Source organism: Cohnella baijiui, assembly GCF_020731285.1.
In the GTDB taxonomy this organism is placed as follows: domain Bacteria; phylum Bacillota; class Bacilli; order Paenibacillales; family Paenibacillaceae; genus Cohnella.
On the sequence record NZ_JAJFOW010000032.1, the window covers coordinates 20050 to 38695 of the forward strand.

Here is an 18646-nt window from a genome sequence, read left to right on the forward strand (position 1 = left end):
AAGCGGGTAAGGGTGATGAAGAAGCCTCATATTGTATTCGTTCTCAATTATTTTTACCCTGATCTTGCCTCCATCGCTCAGTTGCTGACGGAGTTGGTCACGCATCTGAAGGATGATTTTAGATTAACGGTAATAACCGCTCAACCGGGCTATGCCGGCGAAGAGGTCATGGAAACGAAGCGAGTCGCTTACGATCAAATGGATCAAATCCGTATTATTCGGATTAAGCTGCCAAAAGTGAATAAACGCAATAAATTCAGTAGGTTGAAGTACATTTCAACCTACTTTTTTTATGCCAACTTTTTGTTGTTAAGGCAAAAGGACGTAGATCTCATTTATACGACTTCCCAGCCTCCCATTTTAGGGGGGCTCATCGGAACCATCGGCAAGATATTTAAACGATGCATGCATGTTTACAATATTCAGGATTTTAATCCTGAACAAGCCGAAGCCACTGGTTTTATGAAAAGTAGATTGGTCTTCCGGATTGCGAAATGGATTGACAACCTGAATTGCCGATTTGCCGACCATATCGTCACGATTGGTCAGGAAATGCAAGAAACGTTAAAGAAACGATTTTCAAATCGCACCGTTCCGGAAAGCTCCGTCATCTTTAATTGGGCCAATGAGGAAGATATCGTTCCGCTACCGAAGGAATATCCCCAAGTCGAAGCCTTCAAAAAACAATACGGGCTGCTCGATAAGTTTATAGTCATGTATTCGGGCAACATCGGTTTGTACTATGACCTGGAGAATTTAATAAAGATCGCGTACGAATTTAGAGACGTTCCGGATTTGGCTTTTGTATTTATCGGAGAGGGCGCGGTAAAACAAACATTGGTCGATTATGCGAATGAACATCACCTTCAAAACGTTTATTTTGTACCGTACCAGCTGGTTGAAAACTTAAAGTATTCTCTAAATGCAGCTGATATCCACTTGGTAGTGAATCAAAAAGGAATAAAAGGCGTTTCGGTGCCAAGCAAGATTTATGGAGTGATGGCAGCGGGCAAACCTGTTCTCGGCGTATTGGAGAAAGGTAGCGAAGCGCATCGTTTGATCCAAGAAAGCGGCTGCGGTAACGTCGTGGAACCCCAACAATACGCCGAGATTATCGCATGCATTAAGGAAATGTATGCAATGAACAGAGACGATCTCGTAACTCGAGGCCTTAAAGGCAGACAGTATTTGGATCAGCACCTTCGAAAAGATATTGCGCTCGATCAGTACTTGGCTCTGTTGAAAACATTCCGATATCGCTCTCAGTACGGCCAGGAACAACGAATGGAGGTTGCGAAGTGAAACTCGTTCTTTTGTCCGGAGGGTCAGGGAAGCGATTATGGCCCTTGTCCAACGACGCCAGATCCAAACAATTTCTTAAGGTTTTAGAAGGGAAAAATCAGCAGCTGGTCTCCATGGTACAACGCGTATGGGGGCAAATCGAGTCAAATGGACTAAGGGAATCAAGTTTTATTGCAACGAGCAAATCCCAAATTGAGATTATGCAAAGTCAACTGGGCATGAACGTCCCCTTGATCGTGGAACCTAGCCGAAGAGATACGTTTCCCGCCATCATGCTTGCGGCAAGCTATCTGTTTTCCGAAGAGAAAGCAGGATTGGATGAAGTCGTGGCCATCCTTCCCGTTGATCCTTATGTGGAAGACAGCTTTTTTGACACAGTCAAACAATTGGAGAGGGTCGTCGCAGATTCCGGTTCTGATCTCGCTTTGATCGGCGTACAGCCAACCTATCCTTCGTCCAAATATGGCTACATCGTTCCGTCCGAAGCAACAACATCTAGCACTTACCAAGTGGTGGATCGCGTTCAAGAAAAACCCTCAACCAAACAAGCAGAAGAGCTAATTGCGCGTCATGCGCTTTGGAACTGCGGCGTTTTCGCCTTTCGATTACGATTCGTGATCCAGATGCTCGAAGACAAGGGATTTCCGACAGATTACCAAAAGCTTTCCCGACAATACGAAAGCCTTCCTCAGATCAGTTTTGATTACGAGGTGGTAGAAAAGTCAGACGAAATTGTCGTTGTACCTTACAAAGGTTACTGGAAAGATTTGGGCACCTGGAACACGCTTACGGAAGAAATGAAAAATAATCAAATCGGTAGAGGCATTATCAGCAATGACAGCGAGAATTCGCATTTAATCAATGAATTGGAGTTGCCGGTATCCATATTGGGATTGTCTAATATCGTCGTTGCAGTCAGCCCGGATGGTATCTTGGTGACTGAAAAAAGCGCGAGCCCTCGAATCAAAGATCTGATTGATTTTCAACAAGGGCCGATGTACGAGGAAAAAAATTGGGGCTGGGTACGTATTTTAGATGACCAGAAATATGACGATAGTCGAACGGTGACTACCAAGCGCGTAGCGATCTACTCGGGGAAAAGCACGAGCTATTTAATGAATTCAACCCGAGAAGAAGTTTGGACGATCGTCAAAGGCGAAGGCGAGTTTATTTTGAACGGCAATTACATGCAGATCATGCCCGGTAACGTCCTTCATATTCCCGTAAAAACACTGCATAGCATTCGAGCTACGAAGGATGTAGAGGTGATTATTGTTCAGAGCGGCTCGGGTCTGGAAAACCAAGTCGTTGAACTGTACAGCACGTGGGATGAAGTGTCTCAACACTGCCTCCGTCTTTAGAATCTCCCATGACAACCATTAGTTATTATATTTCGGATAATGGATTTGGTCATGCATCGCGAAGCATCGCCATTATTCGAAAAATCTTGAGTTTGTCCCACGGGGAAATCCGGATTTTCGTATGTGGCGGAAAAGTTCTTCCGTTCTTGCGAGAATCTCTTCGAGGCTATCCCAACGTTCGGTTTCGAGAAGTGGCATCTGATTTGGGGTACAAATTACAGCATAATACAATTGAAGCTGATCTGGATTCTTTCAACAAAGCTTATCATGAGTATGTACGTTGTATTCCCGCTCAAATTGATGAAGAGCGTGTATTTCTAAAGCAGAATCAAATAGCGTTGGTTGTATCCGATATTTCTCCAATTCCCTTTGTAGCCGCTAATCAAAGTGGAATCGTTTCGGTGGGGATATCCAATTTTACTTGGTATACCGCATACAAGCAATTTATCGCGGGGAATCAATTGCAGCCTCTCTATGATGCATACAAGCATATGAGTTATTTTGTTCGTTTGCCTGGTTCCGATGAGCCCATGTGGGGCCAACAGGGACAAATACAGGCAAGCTTTTTTTGTCGTGCACCTAATCAGATAAGCGTAACGATGCTTAAAAAGTTGCACAATCCAGAGAACAAAAAAATGGTTGTCATGTTTTCGCCCGGCATGAATATTCCGCTTGACGGATTCGGCCAAGAAATGTGGAATGACGACTCTTGTTTGTTTTATGTCTCCTTTCAATCCAATGTGCGAAGGAGCAACGTGATCCGTATTCCACCGGAAGAAACGGAATCGCAAAACTATGTTGCTGCGTCGGACCTTGTAGTTACAAAGCCGGGATGGGGAACAGTGAGTGAGGCTGTAAGCTTTGGCAAACCCTTATTGTTGTTAAAAAGATCCCATTTCGAAGAAGATCGAAGCTTGATCCATGAGTTGGACCAAAGGTATCCTTTCCGGCTCATAGAATGGAAGCAAATGACTCATACCCGTCATTTGAGAGATTTTCTACCTTCGATGGAAACCGGCTTTTTTGTAAATCAAAGGGATAGTGAACGGGCCGTTCAAACCATCTGCGATTTCTTAATGCAGGTCATGGACAGGGGGTAAAGGAAAGTTGAAACTCACAGTTATCGGTACCGGATACGTCGGGCTTGTATCCGGCGTATGCTTCTCGGATCTCGGCAACGAGGTTGTCTGCGTCGACAAGATTGGTGAAAAGGTGCTTCAGCTCCAGCGCGGCGAAGTTCCAATCTACGAGCCGGGCCTCCAGGAGCTCATGCAAAGCAACAGCGAAGCCGGCAGGCTGAGCTTCACGACGGATATCGCGGCGGCTGTCAAAGAAGCAGAGATAATCATTCTCGCAGTAGGGACGCCGTCGCTGCCGAACGGGGAAGCGGATTTGTCCTACATCTTGGGCGCGGCCAAGGAGATTGCGCTCGCCATGGAAGGCGGCCCCAAGATTTTGATGACCAAAAGCACGGTGCCCGTCGGCACCAACGAAACGATCGAACGGCTCGTGCGGGAGTTAACCGATCATCCGTTCGAGATCGCCTCGGTGCCCGAGTTTTTGCGGGAAGGTTCGGCCATCCGGGATACGATGAATCCCGACCGCATCGTCATCGGCACCGATAGCGACTGGGCGAGACAACGGCTGACGGAGCTGCATCGCCCGCTCACGGATCGAATCCTGCACACGGACGTCCGGAGCGCGGAGATGATCAAATACGCCTCCAACGCGTTTCTCGCAACCAAAATATCGTTCATCAACGAGATCGCCAACATTTGCGAGAAGGTCGGGGCGGACGTTTCTCAAGTGGCGGAAGGCATGGGCTACGACAAACGGATCGGGGCATCTTTTCTCCGTGCCGGCATCGGATACGGGGGCTCCTGCTTCCCGAAGGACACGCAAGCGCTCATCCAAATCGCGGGGAACGTCGACTACAACTTCAAGCTGCTGAAAGCCGTCGTAGAAGTGAATCAAGCGCAGCGATTCAATATCATCCGCAAGCTCGAGGCGACGTTGGACGATCTGTACGGACGAACTGTGGCGATCTGGGGGCTTGCGTTCAAACCGGAAACGGACGATGTTCGGGATGCGCCGGCTTTCGAGATCATCCAGGTGCTGATCGAGCGGGGAGCGCACGTCAAGGCCTACGATCCGATCGCCACCGCCAACTTCCGGCGCAAGCTCGATCATCCGTCCATTCAATTTTGCGCCTCGGCCAGGGAAGCGGCGCTTGAAGCGGACGCGCTCTGCATCCTGACGGAATGGGAGGAGTTCCGTACAGTCTCCCCGGCCGAGATTCAATCTTGGCTGCGAGGTCCGCATCTGATCGACGGACGGAACCTCTTTCGGGAGGAAGAGGTGGCGGGAACGGATTTGTCCTATTACTCGGTAGGACGTCCCAATATGAATCGGGGCATCCGTGAGCGCGCGGACCTGCTGGGCATCCGCTAAAGGCAGGATGGATATGGCATCGACCCGTACGCCGTTCCGCTCCAAAGGCATTCTGGCCGCCTTTCTGCTGTGGCTCGGCGCCATCTTTTACTTTTCCTCCGAATCGTATCAGTCCCAGACGATCATTCCATTTCTGAGGAGGCATTGGACGCCTGGGCAACTCATCCGGATCCTGCCGGATATCGAGATCCGTTACGGGCATTATCGGTATGGCGCCCATCATGCTCCTTATCTCTTCATCGAGTTTATTTTCCGAAAGTGCGCGCACCTCTTTATGTACGCAGGGCTTGGAGGACTTGCCTTTCTGCTGTTAGGTGGGCTCGTAGAATCGTTCTGGAAGCGTCTGCCCGTATCGCTTCTGCTGGTCGCTTTGTTCGCCTCCGCCGACGAATGGAACCAATCCCGGTCGGCCGGAAGGACGCCGGCCGTACAGGACGTTCTCCTGGATGTGACGGGAGCCACGCTCGGTATCTTGATCGTCCTTCTTCTTTTGTGGATATTTCCTCCTTCGCGGAGAAATATGCCGAATACGGTACGGAAAATTACCAAAACATAGTTACGAAATGTAATTGTTGTGCTACAATGGATACAAAACGTATCATAAACTGAATGCAGATTGAAGGCGGGGGAAAGCATTGGGCGCAATCGCCGGAATCTATCTCCGAGACGAAGAGCCGGTCTCGGCCGAGGAGCGCGAAACGCTGCTTCGGGAGATGACGCGGTACGCGGCGGACGATACGGGAATCTGGCAGGAGGGCGCCCTCTTGCTGACTTGCCGGCAGCAAGGGATCACCAGGGAGTCTCGAGCGGAAAGGCTGCCTTTTCGGGATACGGTCGCTGACCTAGCCATCGTCGCGGATGCGATCCTCGACAACCGGGAAGAGCTGTCCGATCGACTGTCGATTCCCCGGGAGCACCGGGAGAAGATGACCGATAGCGAGCTCGTTCTCGCCGCCTACGGGCGCTGGGAGAGAGAGGCACCGCTGCATCTGGTCGGGGATTACGCCTTCGTCATCTGGGACGGCCGGCGCAGACAGCTTTTCGGCGCCCGGGATCCGCTCGGTACGCGGACGTTGTACATAACCGCCGATCCACGCAGGTTTGCGTTTTGCTCCGCCATGGCTCCCTTGCTGGGACTGCCGGGCGTCGTACGGGGAATCGACGAAGCCTGGCTGTCCGAGTTCCTGGCCATTTCGGATATGCGCGACGCCGCGGATCCCTTCTCGACCGTCCATGCCTCCATTCGGCAGCTGCCCCCCGGGCACCGGTTTCTCGTCGCGGAAGGATTCGCCGTCACGTACGAGCGGTTCGGATCGCTCGTGCCGACGAGCAAGCTCCAACTGCGTTCGGACGCCGAATACGTCGAGGCGTTTCGGGAGGTGTTCGGCGCCGCCGTCCGGTCGAAGATTCGCACCGATCGCGAGGTAGGCGCCTCGCTCAGCGGGGGGCTCGATTCCGGCGCCGTCGTCGGGTACGCCGCGGAAGCGCTGCGGCAAGAGGGCAAAGTGCTGCACACTTACAGCTGCGTGCCGCCGGCGGACTTCGTCGATTGGACGGGAGGCGGCTACGTCGCGAACGAGCGGCCGTTCATCGCCGAGACGATCCGCCATGTCGGACATCTCGACGAGCACTACCTTGATCTGGAGGGGCGCGATCCGTACTCGGACCTCGACGAGCTGTTGGATATTCGCGAGATGCCGTTCAAGACGTTCGAGAACAGCTACTGGGTGAACGCGATGTACGCGCGAGCCCGACAGCAGGGAGCCGGCGTGCTGCTCACCGGGGCGCAGGGCAATCACACCATCTCCTGGGGACCCGCCATCGACTACTATGCCCGGCTGTTGAAACGGTTCCGGTGGCTGACGCTGCATCGAGAGCTGCGGCTGTACGGGAAGCGGGTGCGGGTGCGCCGCTCGCGCTTGCTGCCCATCGTAGGCAAGGAGGCGATCGCATCGCTCCTGCCTCGTTCCTTTCAAGCCGCCGAGCCGTTTCCGGCCATGATCCACCCCGACTTCGCGGCCAAGACGCGCGTGCAAGAACGCCTCAAGCAGGCGGGCATCGGCCAGGACGAGGACCTCGTCGAACCGTGGGAGGAGCGGGAGCGGCACTTCGGCAGCGCGGTCATCCACAATCTCATCGGGACGAGCGGCGCGAAGTTTTCGTTGCGCTACGGCCTGTGGGAGCGCGACCCGACCGCCGACGCGCGCGTGATCCGATTCTGCCTGTCGCTGCCGATCGAGCAGTTCGTGCAGCGGGGCATGGACCGGGCGCTCGTTCGGCGGGCGACGGAGCGGGAGCTGCCGGATGCCGTACGGCTCAATCAACGATATCGGGGCGTGCAGGGAGCGGATTGGGTGCACCGAATGCGAGCCGTCTGGCCGGTCTACCTAGGTGAGCTGCAGGAGATGTGCCGGGACTCGCTGACGGCGGGCATCCTGAACATTCCGCTGGTGACGGGCGCATTGGCCCGTATCGGACGAACGCCTCGGCCGGAATTGGCGCTCGAAGACGACACTCGGCTCCTCATGCGCTGTCTGATCGTCTACCGCTTCTTGAAGCGGGCGGGCTAAATGCGGCGGGCAATGAAGGCAAGCATTTGAAAGGAGGTGATTTCGATGAAAAAGTCCTGGCAAGCACCCGCACTGGAAACGCTGGACGTCGGCATGACGATGGCCGGCACGGGCACGCGTAATGTGGACTGGGTATTCGTAGGCGGGAAGCCGCAGCTCAACCTGACCGACGATCCTAAGTGGAACGGCTACCCTGCGCCTCCGCTCTCCTAACGTACATCACGTTGAAGGCATCGTTCGGCTGAAGGGCCTCTTGTCCGCCATCAAGGGCGGGCAAGAGGACTTTTAAGCGCCAGATTCTTGATAAAGGCAAAGGTGACGCGATGATCACGGCGATCCAACAGTTTCACTACCAGGCGTTCGGCCTGACGATCGGGAGCGAAATTCCGCTGCCGGAGCTGATGCCGGCGACTACCCGGGATTCCCGGCCGGACGTAGAGATCAAGTTCGCCGATCTTTCGGAAGCCTGGAACGAAGGGGTATCCGCGAAGACCTATTTTACGGTGGATGGCGACGACATTCGATTTGCAGTACCGGGTACCGTTCTGTACCGCATCCGAGGGGGCGGGGAAATTGCCATCCATCCGCTGGAAGGCGCAGACGAGCGTGTCGTTCGGCTGTATCTGCTAGGCTCTTGCATGGGGGCACTGTTGCTGCAGCGCGGCATTCTGCCGCTTCACGGCAGCGCGGTCGTCATCGACGGAGCGGCTTACGCGTTCGTCGGGGAGTCCGGAGCGGGCAAGTCGACCTTGGCGGCGGCATTCGCCAAAAGAGGATATCCGCTGCTCAGCGACGACGTCATCGCACTGACGCTCGGTTCGCCGGACGACGGCATGGATTTGCCGCAACCTGTCGTTATGCCTGCCTATCCGCAGCAGAAGCTCTGGCAGGAAAGCCTCGAGCAGCTCGGGATGGCGCGGGATCGGTATTCGCCGCTGTATCGCGAGGTCGCCAAATTCGCCGTTCCCGTGTCGGCTTCTTATTGCGGGGAGCAAGCTCCGCTCAAGGGTATTTTCGAGCTGTTGCCTTCCGCGTCATCGACGGGGGTGGAGATCGCTCCGATCGGCAAGTTGGAGCGGCTGCCGCTCATCGGGACGCATACGTATCGCAATTTCCTGATTCCTCAGCTAGGCTTGGCTGCTTGGCACTTCGCCCGGTCGGCGCGTCTCGCGACCCAGACGGACGTTTACAGAGTAAGCAGACCTCTCCATCCGTTTTCGGCACCGGAGATGGTCGATCGGATTTTACAGACGGTATGTGAAGGAGTGGAAGCAAGATGAACCCGAACTTGACCGCCCGGGCCGCCACGTTCGTTCAAAACGGCGACAGCCTCGTCAGCGACATGAACGGCGAGAAAGTCATGATGAGCATTCAGAACGGCAAGTACTACAATCTTGGCGCCATCGGCGGCCGCATTTGGGAGTTGGTCGCAGTTCCGCAGACGATCGAGCAGCTCGCGACGGCATTGATGGAGGAATACGAGGTCGACAGGGATACTTGCGAAGCGCAGGTCCGGCAGTTCCTCGATCATTTGCTGCAAGAGAAGCTGATCAAGACGGAAATAGCGCCGGCCTAAAAAGGAGGAGAGCGGCGATGATCGTTCGCAGGCTCCGTGCCTTCCTGAAGAAGCCGCTCGGCACGAAGCTGCTTTTGCTGGAAGCCTTTCTTTTTCTCGGATGGGCGCGATTTCTCAAGCTGCTGCCTTTCTCGCGGGTGAGCCCTTCGCTTGGCACACTGCAGACGGAAACTTCGTGGTCGTGCTTCACGGAAGACGAAGTGACGCTTCGTCGCGTTTCGCGGGCTGTTCGGACGATGAGCCGCTATACCTGGTGGGAGAGCAAGTGCCTCGTCATGGCGATCGCCGCCATGAAAATGCTGCAGCGCCGCGGCATCGACAGCACGCTTTACTTAGGGACGGCCAAGGACGAAGAGGGGCGCATGATCGCTCATGCCTGGCTCCGCAGCGGGCCTTATTATTTGACGGGAGCGGAAGAAATGGCGGCTTTTACGGTGGTCAGCCGGTTCGGACGCTTCACGAACGGACGGCACAGCCAAAGGAGACCTCAAAATGGGTGAAGCGCCGCAACTCCCCGTACATACGCTCCCGCAGGAGCTGCAAGCCCTGTTGTTCTATCTGCACCCTCGAGAGCAAGGTCATCGATGGCAAGAAGCGCAATCCGACCTCGAATGGGACCGGCTGATGGAGCTGGCCATTCACCATCGCGTTTATCCGCTCCTCCAACACCGCTTCCGCCAACAACGCCCCGCTTCCTTCCCGCCGGCACTCGAACAGGCACTCGGCAGACTCTGCAGCGAGAATACGTTTCGCATGATGCATCTGACCGCCGAAATGCTCGAAGTGGCTTCGCTCTTCGAACGGTCCGGGATCCGAACGCTCATGCTGAAAGGTCCGGTCCTGGCGCAGGCGCTTTATGGCGAGCTTTCCCTGCGTACCTCCAAAGACCTCGATCTGCTCGTGCCGCCGGATCAGGTCGAAGCGGCCGAAGCGCTTCTGCGCAGCCGAGGATACCGGCTGGACGACGACGCGCCCCGCATCATCAACGACCTGAAGTGGAAGACGCATCATGTCTCTTACACGCACATCCATACAGGCGTTCAAATCGAGCTGCACTGGAATCTGAACCCGGATACCCGCGGAGAACCGGAATTCGACGAGCTGTGGAACCGCCGCAGCGAAGCCGCGTTCTCCGGTCGAACGGTCTATTACCCGGGCCGTGAAGATTTGTTCATCTACCTCGTCGCGCACGGCGCCCGGCATGGCTGGTTCCGCCTGCGGTGGCTCATGGATTTCGACAGAATGCTTCAGCTTCCGCTGCAATGGGATTTGCTGTATCGCCTGCTGGAGCGCAACGAATGCCGGCGTCTGGCCGGCCAAGCCGCGATTCTATGCGAGAAGCTGCTCCATACGCCAATACCGGCGCCGCTGCGGCCGTTTATGCTGCAAAGATCGTCCGGTCGTCTGGCGCGCCAAGCATTCGAGATCATCCGCGATCTCGTCCGTCTGGCTCCGAAACCTTCCAGCCATGATGTGAACAAGCATTACCGGGGGTACGTCCTCGGGACGATGTCCCTTCGGCAAAAAGCCATTTTCGCGCTCGGGAAGCTTTACCCCAGCTCCTGGGATGCGCAGCTGCTGCCCTTGCCGCGCAAGCTGCATTTCATGTACTTCCTCTTGCGTCCCTTTCTGTGGTATTGGAGGCGGCGCAGGACCGGGCGTCCGAACATGGAGGGCTGACGATGAAGGAACTCATCTTTTATTTCAAGAAGCTGCACGCCTCGGCCGGCATCTGGCTGTACATCAACCTGATCGGCATGATTCTGATCAGCTCGCTCGAAGGGATCGGGATTTATTTGCTCGTCCCGATGCTCAGCATTATGGGGTCGTTTAACGTCGACCTCGGCAGCATTCCCTACGTGGACCGGGTGATGTCTGCCCTTCACCGGATCGACCCCGGCGTCCAGCTGCCCCTTCTGCTCGGCATCTACGCCGTCATCATCATCGGCCAGGCGCTTCTGCAGCGCCTGCAGCAAATGCAGAGCAGCCGAATCAACCAGACGTTCATTCGGCTATTGAGATTGGACATCTATCAGCAACTGCTTGCCTCCTCGTGGCATTTTTTCGTGAGAAAGCGGAAGTCTGATTTCTATCATATTTTGACAAACGAACTGGCGCGGGTTGCGGTAGGCACGGTTCAGGCCATGACCTTCCTCACCTCGATCGTGTTCACCGTCATTCAAATCGGCCTCGCGCTGGTCCTCTCCGCCAAGCTCACCCTGCTCGTCCTCGCTTGCGGCATCGGCTTCGTGCTGTTTTCCCGCCGCTTCGTGCGGAGCGCCAAGCGGCTCGGCGCCCGAATGACCGACCTGTCGCAGGGGTATTTCGCCGCGGTGAACGACAGCTTCAACGGCATCAAGGACATCAAGAGCAATCGGATGGAAGCGACGCAGCTGCAGTGGTTTCGCCGGCTGAACCGGCAGATGGAGGACAACGCGAACCAGTTTGTCCGCAACCAGTCGATGAGCCAGTTTTTCTACAAAGTCGCCTCGGCGCTGTTGATCGTACTGTTCGTGTTTGTCTCGTTCGAGGTGATGCACGTGAAGACGGAGCAGCTCGTGATGATCGTCCTCATCTTCACCCGCCTGTGGCCGCGCTTCACCTCCCTGCAGAACAGCATCGAGCAGATGGTGGCGGCGATCCCCGCCTTCCGCAGCCTGAACGATCTCCATCGGGAATGCGAAGCGGTCAAGGAGATGGATATCGAAGCGCAGGCGAGTCAAACGGAGCGCTTCGAGATTCGCCATTCGCTCGTCTGCCAGAACGTCTCGTTCCGTTTCGACCGGCAGTCGCCGGTCTATGCGCTGCAGGATATTGAGCTGACCATCCCGGCCAACCGCACGACCGCGATCGTCGGCAAATCCGGCGCGGGCAAGAGCACGCTAATCGACGTGTTGATCGGGCTGTTCGAGCCGGAGCGCGGCGCCGTTCTGATCGACGGGGTGCCGCTGTCGCGCGACAAGCTGACGTCCTTCCGCAACTCGATCAGCTACGTTTCGCAGGACCCGTTCCTGTTCAACGCGAGCATCCGCGACAATCTGACGATGGTCGCGCCGAACGCCGGCGAGTCCGAGCTCTGGCAGGCGCTGACGTTTGCGGCGGCCCGGGATTTCGTGGAGAAGCTGCCGCAAGGTCTCGATACGGTGCTCGGCGACCGGGGCATCCGGCTTTCCGGCGGGGAGCGCCAGCGAATCGTGCTCGCCCGCGCCATGCTGCGCAAGCCGTCGATCCTCGTGCTGGACGAGGCGACGAGCGCCCTGGATAACGAGAACGAGGCGATCATCCAGAAGGCGCTGGACCGATTGAAAGGAAGCCTGACGATCGTCGTGATCGCCCACCGGCTGTCGACGATCCGAAATGCGGATCAAGTCGTCGTCGTGGAGCAGGGCCAGATCATTCAACAAGGGGAGTACGTCCAGCTCTCCAAAGAGTCCAAGGGCATGTTCAGCCGGTTGTTGGCCTATCAAGCGGAAGCGTAGGTGAAGGAGTCCATGAAAAAATGGATATGGATCGGCGTCTCCATCACCGGTTTTTTGGTCCTGGTGGCGGGCGGGCTGCTGATCTACGCGTATTACTCGCTGCAGCACACGGCCAAGCAGGTCTATGAGCCGCTCGATCGCCCGCACTACGTGAGCCGGGATACCGAGATCAAGACGGAGAAAATCTCGACGAGCGCCATGTCCTCCTTTACGGTCATGATGCTGGGCGTCGACGAGCGGGAGAACGACCGGGGACGTTCGGACACGATCATCTTGCTGACCGTCAATCCGAGCACCGAAAAAGTGCTCATGTTCAATATCCCGCGGGATACGCGCACGGAGATCGTCGGTCGCGACACCGAAGACAAGATTAATCACGCGTACGCATTCGACGGTCTGGCGGGATCGATCCGTACGGTCGAGCACTTCCTCGATATGCCGATCGACTATTATGTCGAGGTGAATATGGAGGGTTTCGAGACCGTGGTGGATACGCTAAACGGCGTCGACGTGAACAATCCGTTCGCGTTCGATTATTCGGGCACGTCTTTTCCGAAGGGGCCGCTGCATTTGAACGGAGCGGACGCGCTGAAATTTTCCCGCATGCGCTACGACGATCCGCGAGGCGACTTCGGGCGCAACGAGCGGCAGCGCCAGATCGTGAAGGACGTCATCCGCAGGGCCGCGCAATGGAACAATGCGTTCGATCTCCCTCAGCTCTTGAAGGACGTCGGCAAAACTGTGAAGACGAACCTCACGTTCGACGAGATGCAGGATCTAATTCTCAAGTACCGCAAGCATATCAAGACGGTCGACACGACCGAAATCCGCGGCCAAGGCAAAATGATCGGCGGCATTTACTACTATCTCGTGGACCAGCAGGAGCGGGACCGGATCCACGCAGCCATGAAGCAAACGCTGCAAGGGTCTTGACGGCAGCTTCGTGATCCGTGCCGGTCTTAGGCTTCCGTTTAAAGTCCGTGCCCAGCTCCCGGGAGCTGGGCACGGTTTTTTGTCGTTTCGGGACACGTGGTCTCCGGCAAGCGTTTCCGAAGATACATGACCGACGAACGACTCCCCCGTCGCAAGATGTAACGATCGTCATCCCTGTTTGGGTCTTTCAGGCCCCTTTTTTTACGATATGTCTTGCCAAAAATGATACAATTCGTTACAATTTCATTGTATTCGATACGTATCGACACAATACGGAGATAATCGTGAAATAAGGGGCGGAAATGATGAAGGAAGACACCAGTTTTTACTGCATCGAGTGCGGACGGCTGCGCTCTTACGAACTGGCGAGCATCGTGTTTCAGACCGGATATTTCAAAGTCGTCTATCCGCTCGGCTCCTGCACCGAGTGCGTGGATCTGCGAAGAGAGATGGGCGAGGCCGACCGGTTCGCCGCCATCGTCTCCTTCGATCGGGGAAAGCCGTCCTCCAGAGTGCGGACGGGGGACCGGGCCAGCTGGATGAGGGAAGCGGTGTGTTACTCCTAGCCTCAGGTCCAGTCTAAAGATCGGCTAAAAACTAGCCCTCAGCTTGGGTACATATAGAGTAATGCTGGTATACTAAATACTGGTTACCAGCTAGCGTACCCTATTTTTCGTATTCGGAGGGGAGTTCATGTCTCAAGCACCTGTCGTAAGGCTGCAAGACGTATCCAAACGGATCGGCAGCCGTACGATTATCGACCGTCTCACCCTGGAGGTCAATCCGGGCGAGGTGTTCGGGTTCCTTGGGCCGAACGGCTCGGGCAAGACGACGACCATCCGCATGATGGTCGGACTGATCACGATGTCCGGCGGAGACATTTCGATTGCGGGACACAGCGTGAAGTCCGCGTTTCCCCAGGCCATCTCGCGCGTCGGCGCAATCGTCGAAAACCCGGAGATGTACAAATTTTTGACCGGCTATCAAAATCTGGTTCACTTTGCGCGGATGAACCGGAACATCACGAAGCAGCGCATCGACGAAGTCATCGAGCTTGTCGGCCTCCAAGGGCGCATTCACGACAAGGTCAAAAAATATTCCCTCGGCATGCGCCAGCGGCTTGGCGTCGCCCAAGCGATCCTGCACCGGCCGTCGTTGCTCATCCTCGACGAGCCGACGAACGGTCTCGATCCCGCGGGGATTCGCGAGCTGCGCGACTACTTGCGGCGTCTCTCGCGCGAAGAGGGCACGGCGGTCTTCGTATCGAGCCACCTGCTTTCCGAGATGGAGCTCATGTGCGACCGCGTCGCGATCATCCAGAAGGGTCAGCTGATCGACATCCGCTCGCTGCGCGGCGAACAGACCGAAGCTTCCCAGACGATGGAAGAGGTGCTGTTCGAGGTCGACCATCCGGACACCGCGATCGGCGTACTGGAAGGACGAGGGGCGCCGAACGTCACCGAAGGCGGCTTTACGATCACGGCGGACCGCGAGACGATCGCGGATCTGAACCGCCGCCTCGTCCTCGCCGGCGTGCGCGTCTACGCGATTCGCGCGAAGATCAAATCGCTCGAAGATCAATTCCTCGAAGTGACCGGAGGGGAAACCGTTGGCTAACTTTTGGAATCTCGTCCGGAACGAGAACATGAAGATCTACCGCCGCATCGCCACCTGGATCATGATGGGCTTCATCGTCCTCGTACCGATCCTCCTGACCGTTCTGTTCGCGATCTTCTCCGAAGGCAAGCAGCCGAACAACTGGGAAATGATGACGCTCGAGACGCAAATCCTGTTCCAGCTCATCACCATCTTCACCGTCGTCAAGGCGGCCGAGTCGGTCGCCGGCGAGTTCACGATGGGCACGATCAAGCTGCTGCTCATTCGGCCGTGGAGCCGGTCTTCGATCCTGCTGTCGAAGTTCATCTCGGTCGTGTTGTTCGCGCTGTTTTTCTCGCTCGTCAGCTTCGCCGTGACCTGGCTCATCAACGTCATCGTGTTCGGTTACTCCGCGCATCCGGCAGGGCTCATCCCGCCGAACTCGCCGCTTTCCGACGCGTCGCCTTGGGCGTACGTCCTGATGGCCTATCTCGACCAGTTCATCGCGCTTGTCGTGATCGTCACCTTCGGCTTTATGCTTTCTTCGGCCTTCCGGAGCAGCGGGCTCGCGATCGGCTTGTCGATCTTCCTGCTGCTGTCGGGCAACCTGGTTTCGGGTCTGCTGGCGATGGCCGACAAGCCTTGGGTCAAGTTCGTCCTGTTCCCGCATCTAGGCTTGACCTCCTATCTGGACGGAGGCTCGCCGGTGCCGAACTACCCGACAACCTACGGCTTTTCGCTCGCCGTGCTCGCCGTCTACTTCCTCATCTTCAACCTCGTCTCGTGGACCGTGTTCACCAAACGCGACGTCGCGGGATAAACGAACCTTATCGGAAACGGCGCCCTTCGGGGCGCCGTTTTTGCAGTGCTCGCATGAATTTACTCCGCTCGAGGCTGCCTTTGTTTAATCGGGAAGCGATGATTTATTTGCTCCATATTCGTATACACTTGTCCCAACATCGTCTAAAAAATCAATGACGAAATTATAATCCGAGATCAACTTATTTTTGATTATATGAGCATTGCTTTTCGGGAAATCATAAATGAAGGATTCAAGACGCGAAGCAGAGAACGCCGGAATCCGCTTTTCGTGTTGCCTACCCCGCATTCAACGATTTAGATGCAAATGTACATCTAATTTTGCTATATTCCTTCTTAACTACCATATAGTTGCAATCGTACAACTAAATGATTCGTTTTCTGCGTACAGGACGGATTTCCGCTAAATTAGATGTACTTTTACAAGTAAATCGCTCTACCCTCCCGAAATGGCCCTAATTAGATGTACGAATGCAACTCATTTACTGAGCGACCCGAACCGAGCGCAAACAAGGCCCATTGGCATAAGCCAGTTGCGAACCATCGGCCGGAATCCGGCGAATATGCACCAAGACCCAACTGATTCATTCGAAACCAGCCTCCCGGTTCGCCATGAGTCCGAGGCAGCCGTCATGGAGTGGAATGGTCGTCAATTGATATGTCAATGAAGCCCCATTTAAAACCGCGCTGCTGACTCTCGGATCCCATTATAACCTTATGAGACAGCCTCATCAAATTACCAGTAAAATACGAAATCTAGAAGACTCGGCCAACTCGCGTTTCGCATCTATATTCAAACGCCAAATAGGCAGCCCGAGGCTGCCTATTTGGCGTTGGGCGGCGCCGTACGAAGGTGCAACCCAAAAATCGGCTTACTGTTCGCGGAGGGCGCCGTGGGCACCGTGCGATCCGAAAAGGTCGGATTACAACCCGCCCACGGCGCCATGGACTTACGGTACGAGCGGCCCCGAAGGGCACGCTCGACGCTCACCCCGCCTGCCGAGCCTTCTTCTCCGCCTTGTCCCGCTCGGGGGCGGCGGTGTCGACGGGGGCGGCAGCCTTCGCTTCGCCCATGTGGCTGACGCCGTTCAGTTGACCGCCTTCCTGGACGACGAGCACGCCTGCCGACAAATTCCCGTGGAGCTGCCCGCCAGGGAGGATCGTCAGCCGCCCCTTGGTCACGACGTCTCCGTATACTTTGCCGGCGATCGTCATGTCCCTCGCGACGACGTTCGAACGGGCGACGCCGCTCGCGCCGACCACGACGTCTCCCCGCGTCTCGATCTCGCCTTTGAACACGCCTTCGATGCGGATGCCTGCTTGGGACTTCAGCGCGCCTTCCATCTCCGTTCCTGCGCCTACCAAGGTGTCGGTCGTGCTGGACGCGAGCTTTTTCTTGTTCTTGAACATGGATTTAGTCCTCCTTTACGAGTCGCAGATAGGGGAGCGGACTGACCGGCTCGCCCTGGACGACGACTTGAAAGTGGAGATGCGGTCCCGTGCTCCGTCCCGTATTGCCCAGCTGTCCGATGACATCCCCGCGTTCGACCATGTCGCCTTCCTTGACTTCCATTTTCCGCAAGTGCATGTACCAGGATTCGACGCCGCTCCGGTGGGTAAGGATAATGTAGTTTCCCCGTTCCGACTGGAATCCGGTCTCCTTCACCGTGCCTTCGCCCGCCGCGTAGACCGGGTCTCCCGCGTCGCCGGCGATGTCGATGCCGGCATGGTAGGTCGACCGGCCCGTGAACGGGTCCGTTCGGTAGCCGAAGCCGGATGTCAGCCGCCGGGAAACGGTCGGCCAGCCGGTAGGTGCCGAGGCGGCGTCAAGCCGTTTCTCCTCCGCCCGCTGCATCGACGCTTCCATCGTGAGCGTCATCGTGTCGATCAAGGCGTTCAGCTCCTCGAACTCGGCGGGCACCTGGGCCGCCAGCACCGACAAGCCGTCCATCGCGGCGCCATCCCCCTCTGCCGTCAGCCGGAGGCCGTCCGTATCCGGGCCGGCGTCCATGGGCAGTTGAGCGGAGCTGCCGTACTTGTCGATGAACGTCTTCAGCTTGCTTTCCAGCGCGTGCAGCTGGACGATGCGCGCCTCGGTGCGGGCCGCCTCCTCCGTCAGCCGCTTCAACTCCTCGCGCAGCCCGCCGATCTCTTCGTCCTTCGCCTCCTCCGTCCGCTCCATCGCCTGGGACTCGCTCGCCAGGCGGGCTTCCAGCTCGTGGATGCGCTGCAGCGACTTCATTTCGGACCAGACGAAGCAACCGGCAACCGTGAGCACGGCTGCGGCGGGCAGGGCGATGACCGTTTTGCGCGACACCTGGAATCGGCTCACCGGCCGATCGGCTCCGCGGATCAGCAGGAGCGACCATCTCGGTCTTCTCTTCAGCTTTGCCATCGTCTCTCCTTTCGGCCGGGGTCTCTATGCGTTGGCGATGGGAACGTCCTATTTGCTATTTATTCTTGAAAAGGTATGATCATACCTAGGGATTTGTCGCGCGGATCCGGCGAGCGCCGGGGTATGCGCGGCGCGTTCGGCGACCAAGCTAGAAGACGGGGGAA

General features: G+C 56.3%; 18 protein-coding genes. 16 read left to right on the forward strand and 2 right to left on the reverse strand.

Annotation, left to right across the window (positions count from 1 at the left end; translation table 11 throughout):
* Nucleotides 1–15: 15 nt before the first annotated feature.
* The 16 genes from LKX83_RS23295 (at nt 16) to LKX83_RS23370 (ending at nt 16088) form a co-directional block, all read left to right on the forward strand.
* A complete protein-coding gene (locus tag LKX83_RS23295) occupies nt 16–1302 on the forward strand; it encodes a glycosyltransferase family 4 protein (protein ID WP_227885232.1) in 1287 nt (428 codons plus the stop codon).
* Nucleotides 1299–2663: a sugar phosphate nucleotidyltransferase gene (locus tag LKX83_RS23300; RefSeq protein WP_227885233.1), complete on the forward strand. Its 1365-nt coding sequence runs from the start codon at nt 1299–1301 to the stop codon at nt 2661–2663. The genes LKX83_RS23295 and LKX83_RS23300 overlap by 4 nt, the downstream gene beginning before the upstream one ends.
* Nucleotides 2664–2671: 8 nt before the next feature.
* Entirely contained in the window at nt 2672–3763 is a 1092-nt protein-coding gene (locus LKX83_RS23305) for a hypothetical protein (protein ID WP_227885234.1), read from the forward strand.
* Nucleotides 3764–3770: 7 nt separating this feature from the next.
* Nucleotides 3771–5114 (forward strand): UDP-glucose dehydrogenase family protein, encoded by a 1344-nt coding sequence (locus LKX83_RS23310; protein WP_227885235.1) that lies wholly within the window; start codon nt 3771–3773, stop codon nt 5112–5114.
* 13 nt (nt 5115–5127) lie between these two features.
* On the forward strand, nt 5128–5670 hold the full coding sequence (locus LKX83_RS23315; protein WP_227885236.1) for a VanZ family protein: 543 nt from the start codon (nt 5128–5130) through the stop codon (nt 5668–5670).
* A 79-nt stretch (nt 5671–5749) separates the two neighbouring features.
* Nucleotides 5750–7684 (forward strand): asparagine synthetase B family protein, encoded by a 1935-nt coding sequence (locus LKX83_RS23320; RefSeq protein ID WP_227885237.1) that lies wholly within the window; start codon nt 5750–5752, stop codon nt 7682–7684.
* A 45-nt stretch (nt 7685–7729) separates the two neighbouring features.
* Nucleotides 7730–7897 (forward strand): paeninodin family lasso peptide, encoded by a 168-nt coding sequence (locus LKX83_RS34490; protein WP_370639119.1) that lies wholly within the window; start codon nt 7730–7732, stop codon nt 7895–7897.
* 110 nt (nt 7898–8007) lie between these two features.
* Nucleotides 8008–8964 (forward strand): phosphoenolpyruvate carboxykinase (ATP), encoded by a 957-nt coding sequence (locus LKX83_RS23330; RefSeq protein ID WP_227885238.1) that lies wholly within the window; start codon nt 8008–8010, stop codon nt 8962–8964.
* Nucleotides 8961–9260 carry a lasso peptide biosynthesis PqqD family chaperone gene (locus tag LKX83_RS23335; RefSeq protein ID WP_227885239.1) on the forward strand — a complete coding sequence of 100 codons (300 nt, stop codon included), beginning with the start codon at nt 8961–8963 and terminating at the stop codon, nt 9258–9260. Before LKX83_RS23330 ends, LKX83_RS23335 begins: the two co-directional genes overlap by 4 nt.
* A gap of 17 nt (nt 9261–9277) precedes the next feature.
* A complete protein-coding gene (locus LKX83_RS23340; RefSeq protein ID WP_227885240.1) occupies nt 9278–9760 on the forward strand; it encodes a lasso peptide biosynthesis B2 protein in 483 nt (160 codons plus the stop codon).
* Nucleotides 9753–10940, forward strand: a complete 1188-nt coding sequence (locus LKX83_RS23345; protein ID WP_227885241.1) for a nucleotidyltransferase domain-containing protein — start codon at nt 9753–9755, stop codon at nt 10938–10940. The genes LKX83_RS23340 and LKX83_RS23345 overlap by 8 nt, the downstream gene beginning before the upstream one ends.
* Before the next feature lie 2 nt (nt 10941–10942).
* A complete protein-coding gene (locus LKX83_RS23350) occupies nt 10943–12739 on the forward strand; it encodes an ABC transporter ATP-binding protein (protein ID WP_227885242.1) in 1797 nt (598 codons plus the stop codon).
* Nucleotides 12740–12751: 12 nt separating this feature from the next.
* Nucleotides 12752–13672 (forward strand): LCP family glycopolymer transferase, encoded by a 921-nt coding sequence (locus tag LKX83_RS23355; RefSeq protein WP_227885243.1) that lies wholly within the window; start codon nt 12752–12754, stop codon nt 13670–13672.
* A 305-nt stretch (nt 13673–13977) separates the two neighbouring features.
* Nucleotides 13978–14238, forward strand: coding sequence for a hypothetical protein (locus tag LKX83_RS23360; RefSeq protein ID WP_227885244.1), 261 nt, complete (start codon nt 13978–13980; stop codon nt 14236–14238).
* 127 nt (nt 14239–14365) lie between these two features.
* Nucleotides 14366–15289: an ABC transporter ATP-binding protein gene (locus LKX83_RS23365; RefSeq protein WP_227885245.1), complete on the forward strand. Its 924-nt coding sequence runs from the start codon at nt 14366–14368 to the stop codon at nt 15287–15289.
* Entirely contained in the window at nt 15282–16088 is an 807-nt protein-coding gene (locus tag LKX83_RS23370) for an ABC transporter permease (RefSeq protein ID WP_227885246.1), read from the forward strand. Before LKX83_RS23365 ends, LKX83_RS23370 begins: the two co-directional genes overlap by 8 nt.
* Before the next feature lie 986 nt (nt 16089–17074).
* Here LKX83_RS23370 and LKX83_RS23375 read toward each other — a convergent pair.
* A complete protein-coding gene (locus LKX83_RS23375) occupies nt 17075–17497 on the reverse strand; it encodes a bactofilin family protein (protein ID WP_227885247.1) in 423 nt (140 codons plus the stop codon).
* A 4-nt stretch (nt 17498–17501) separates the two neighbouring features.
* On the reverse strand, nt 17502–18482 hold the full coding sequence (locus LKX83_RS34170) for a M23 family metallopeptidase (protein ID WP_304518347.1): 981 nt from the start codon (nt 18480–18482) through the stop codon (nt 17502–17504).
* Between the last annotated feature and the right edge of the window lie 164 nt (nt 18483–18646).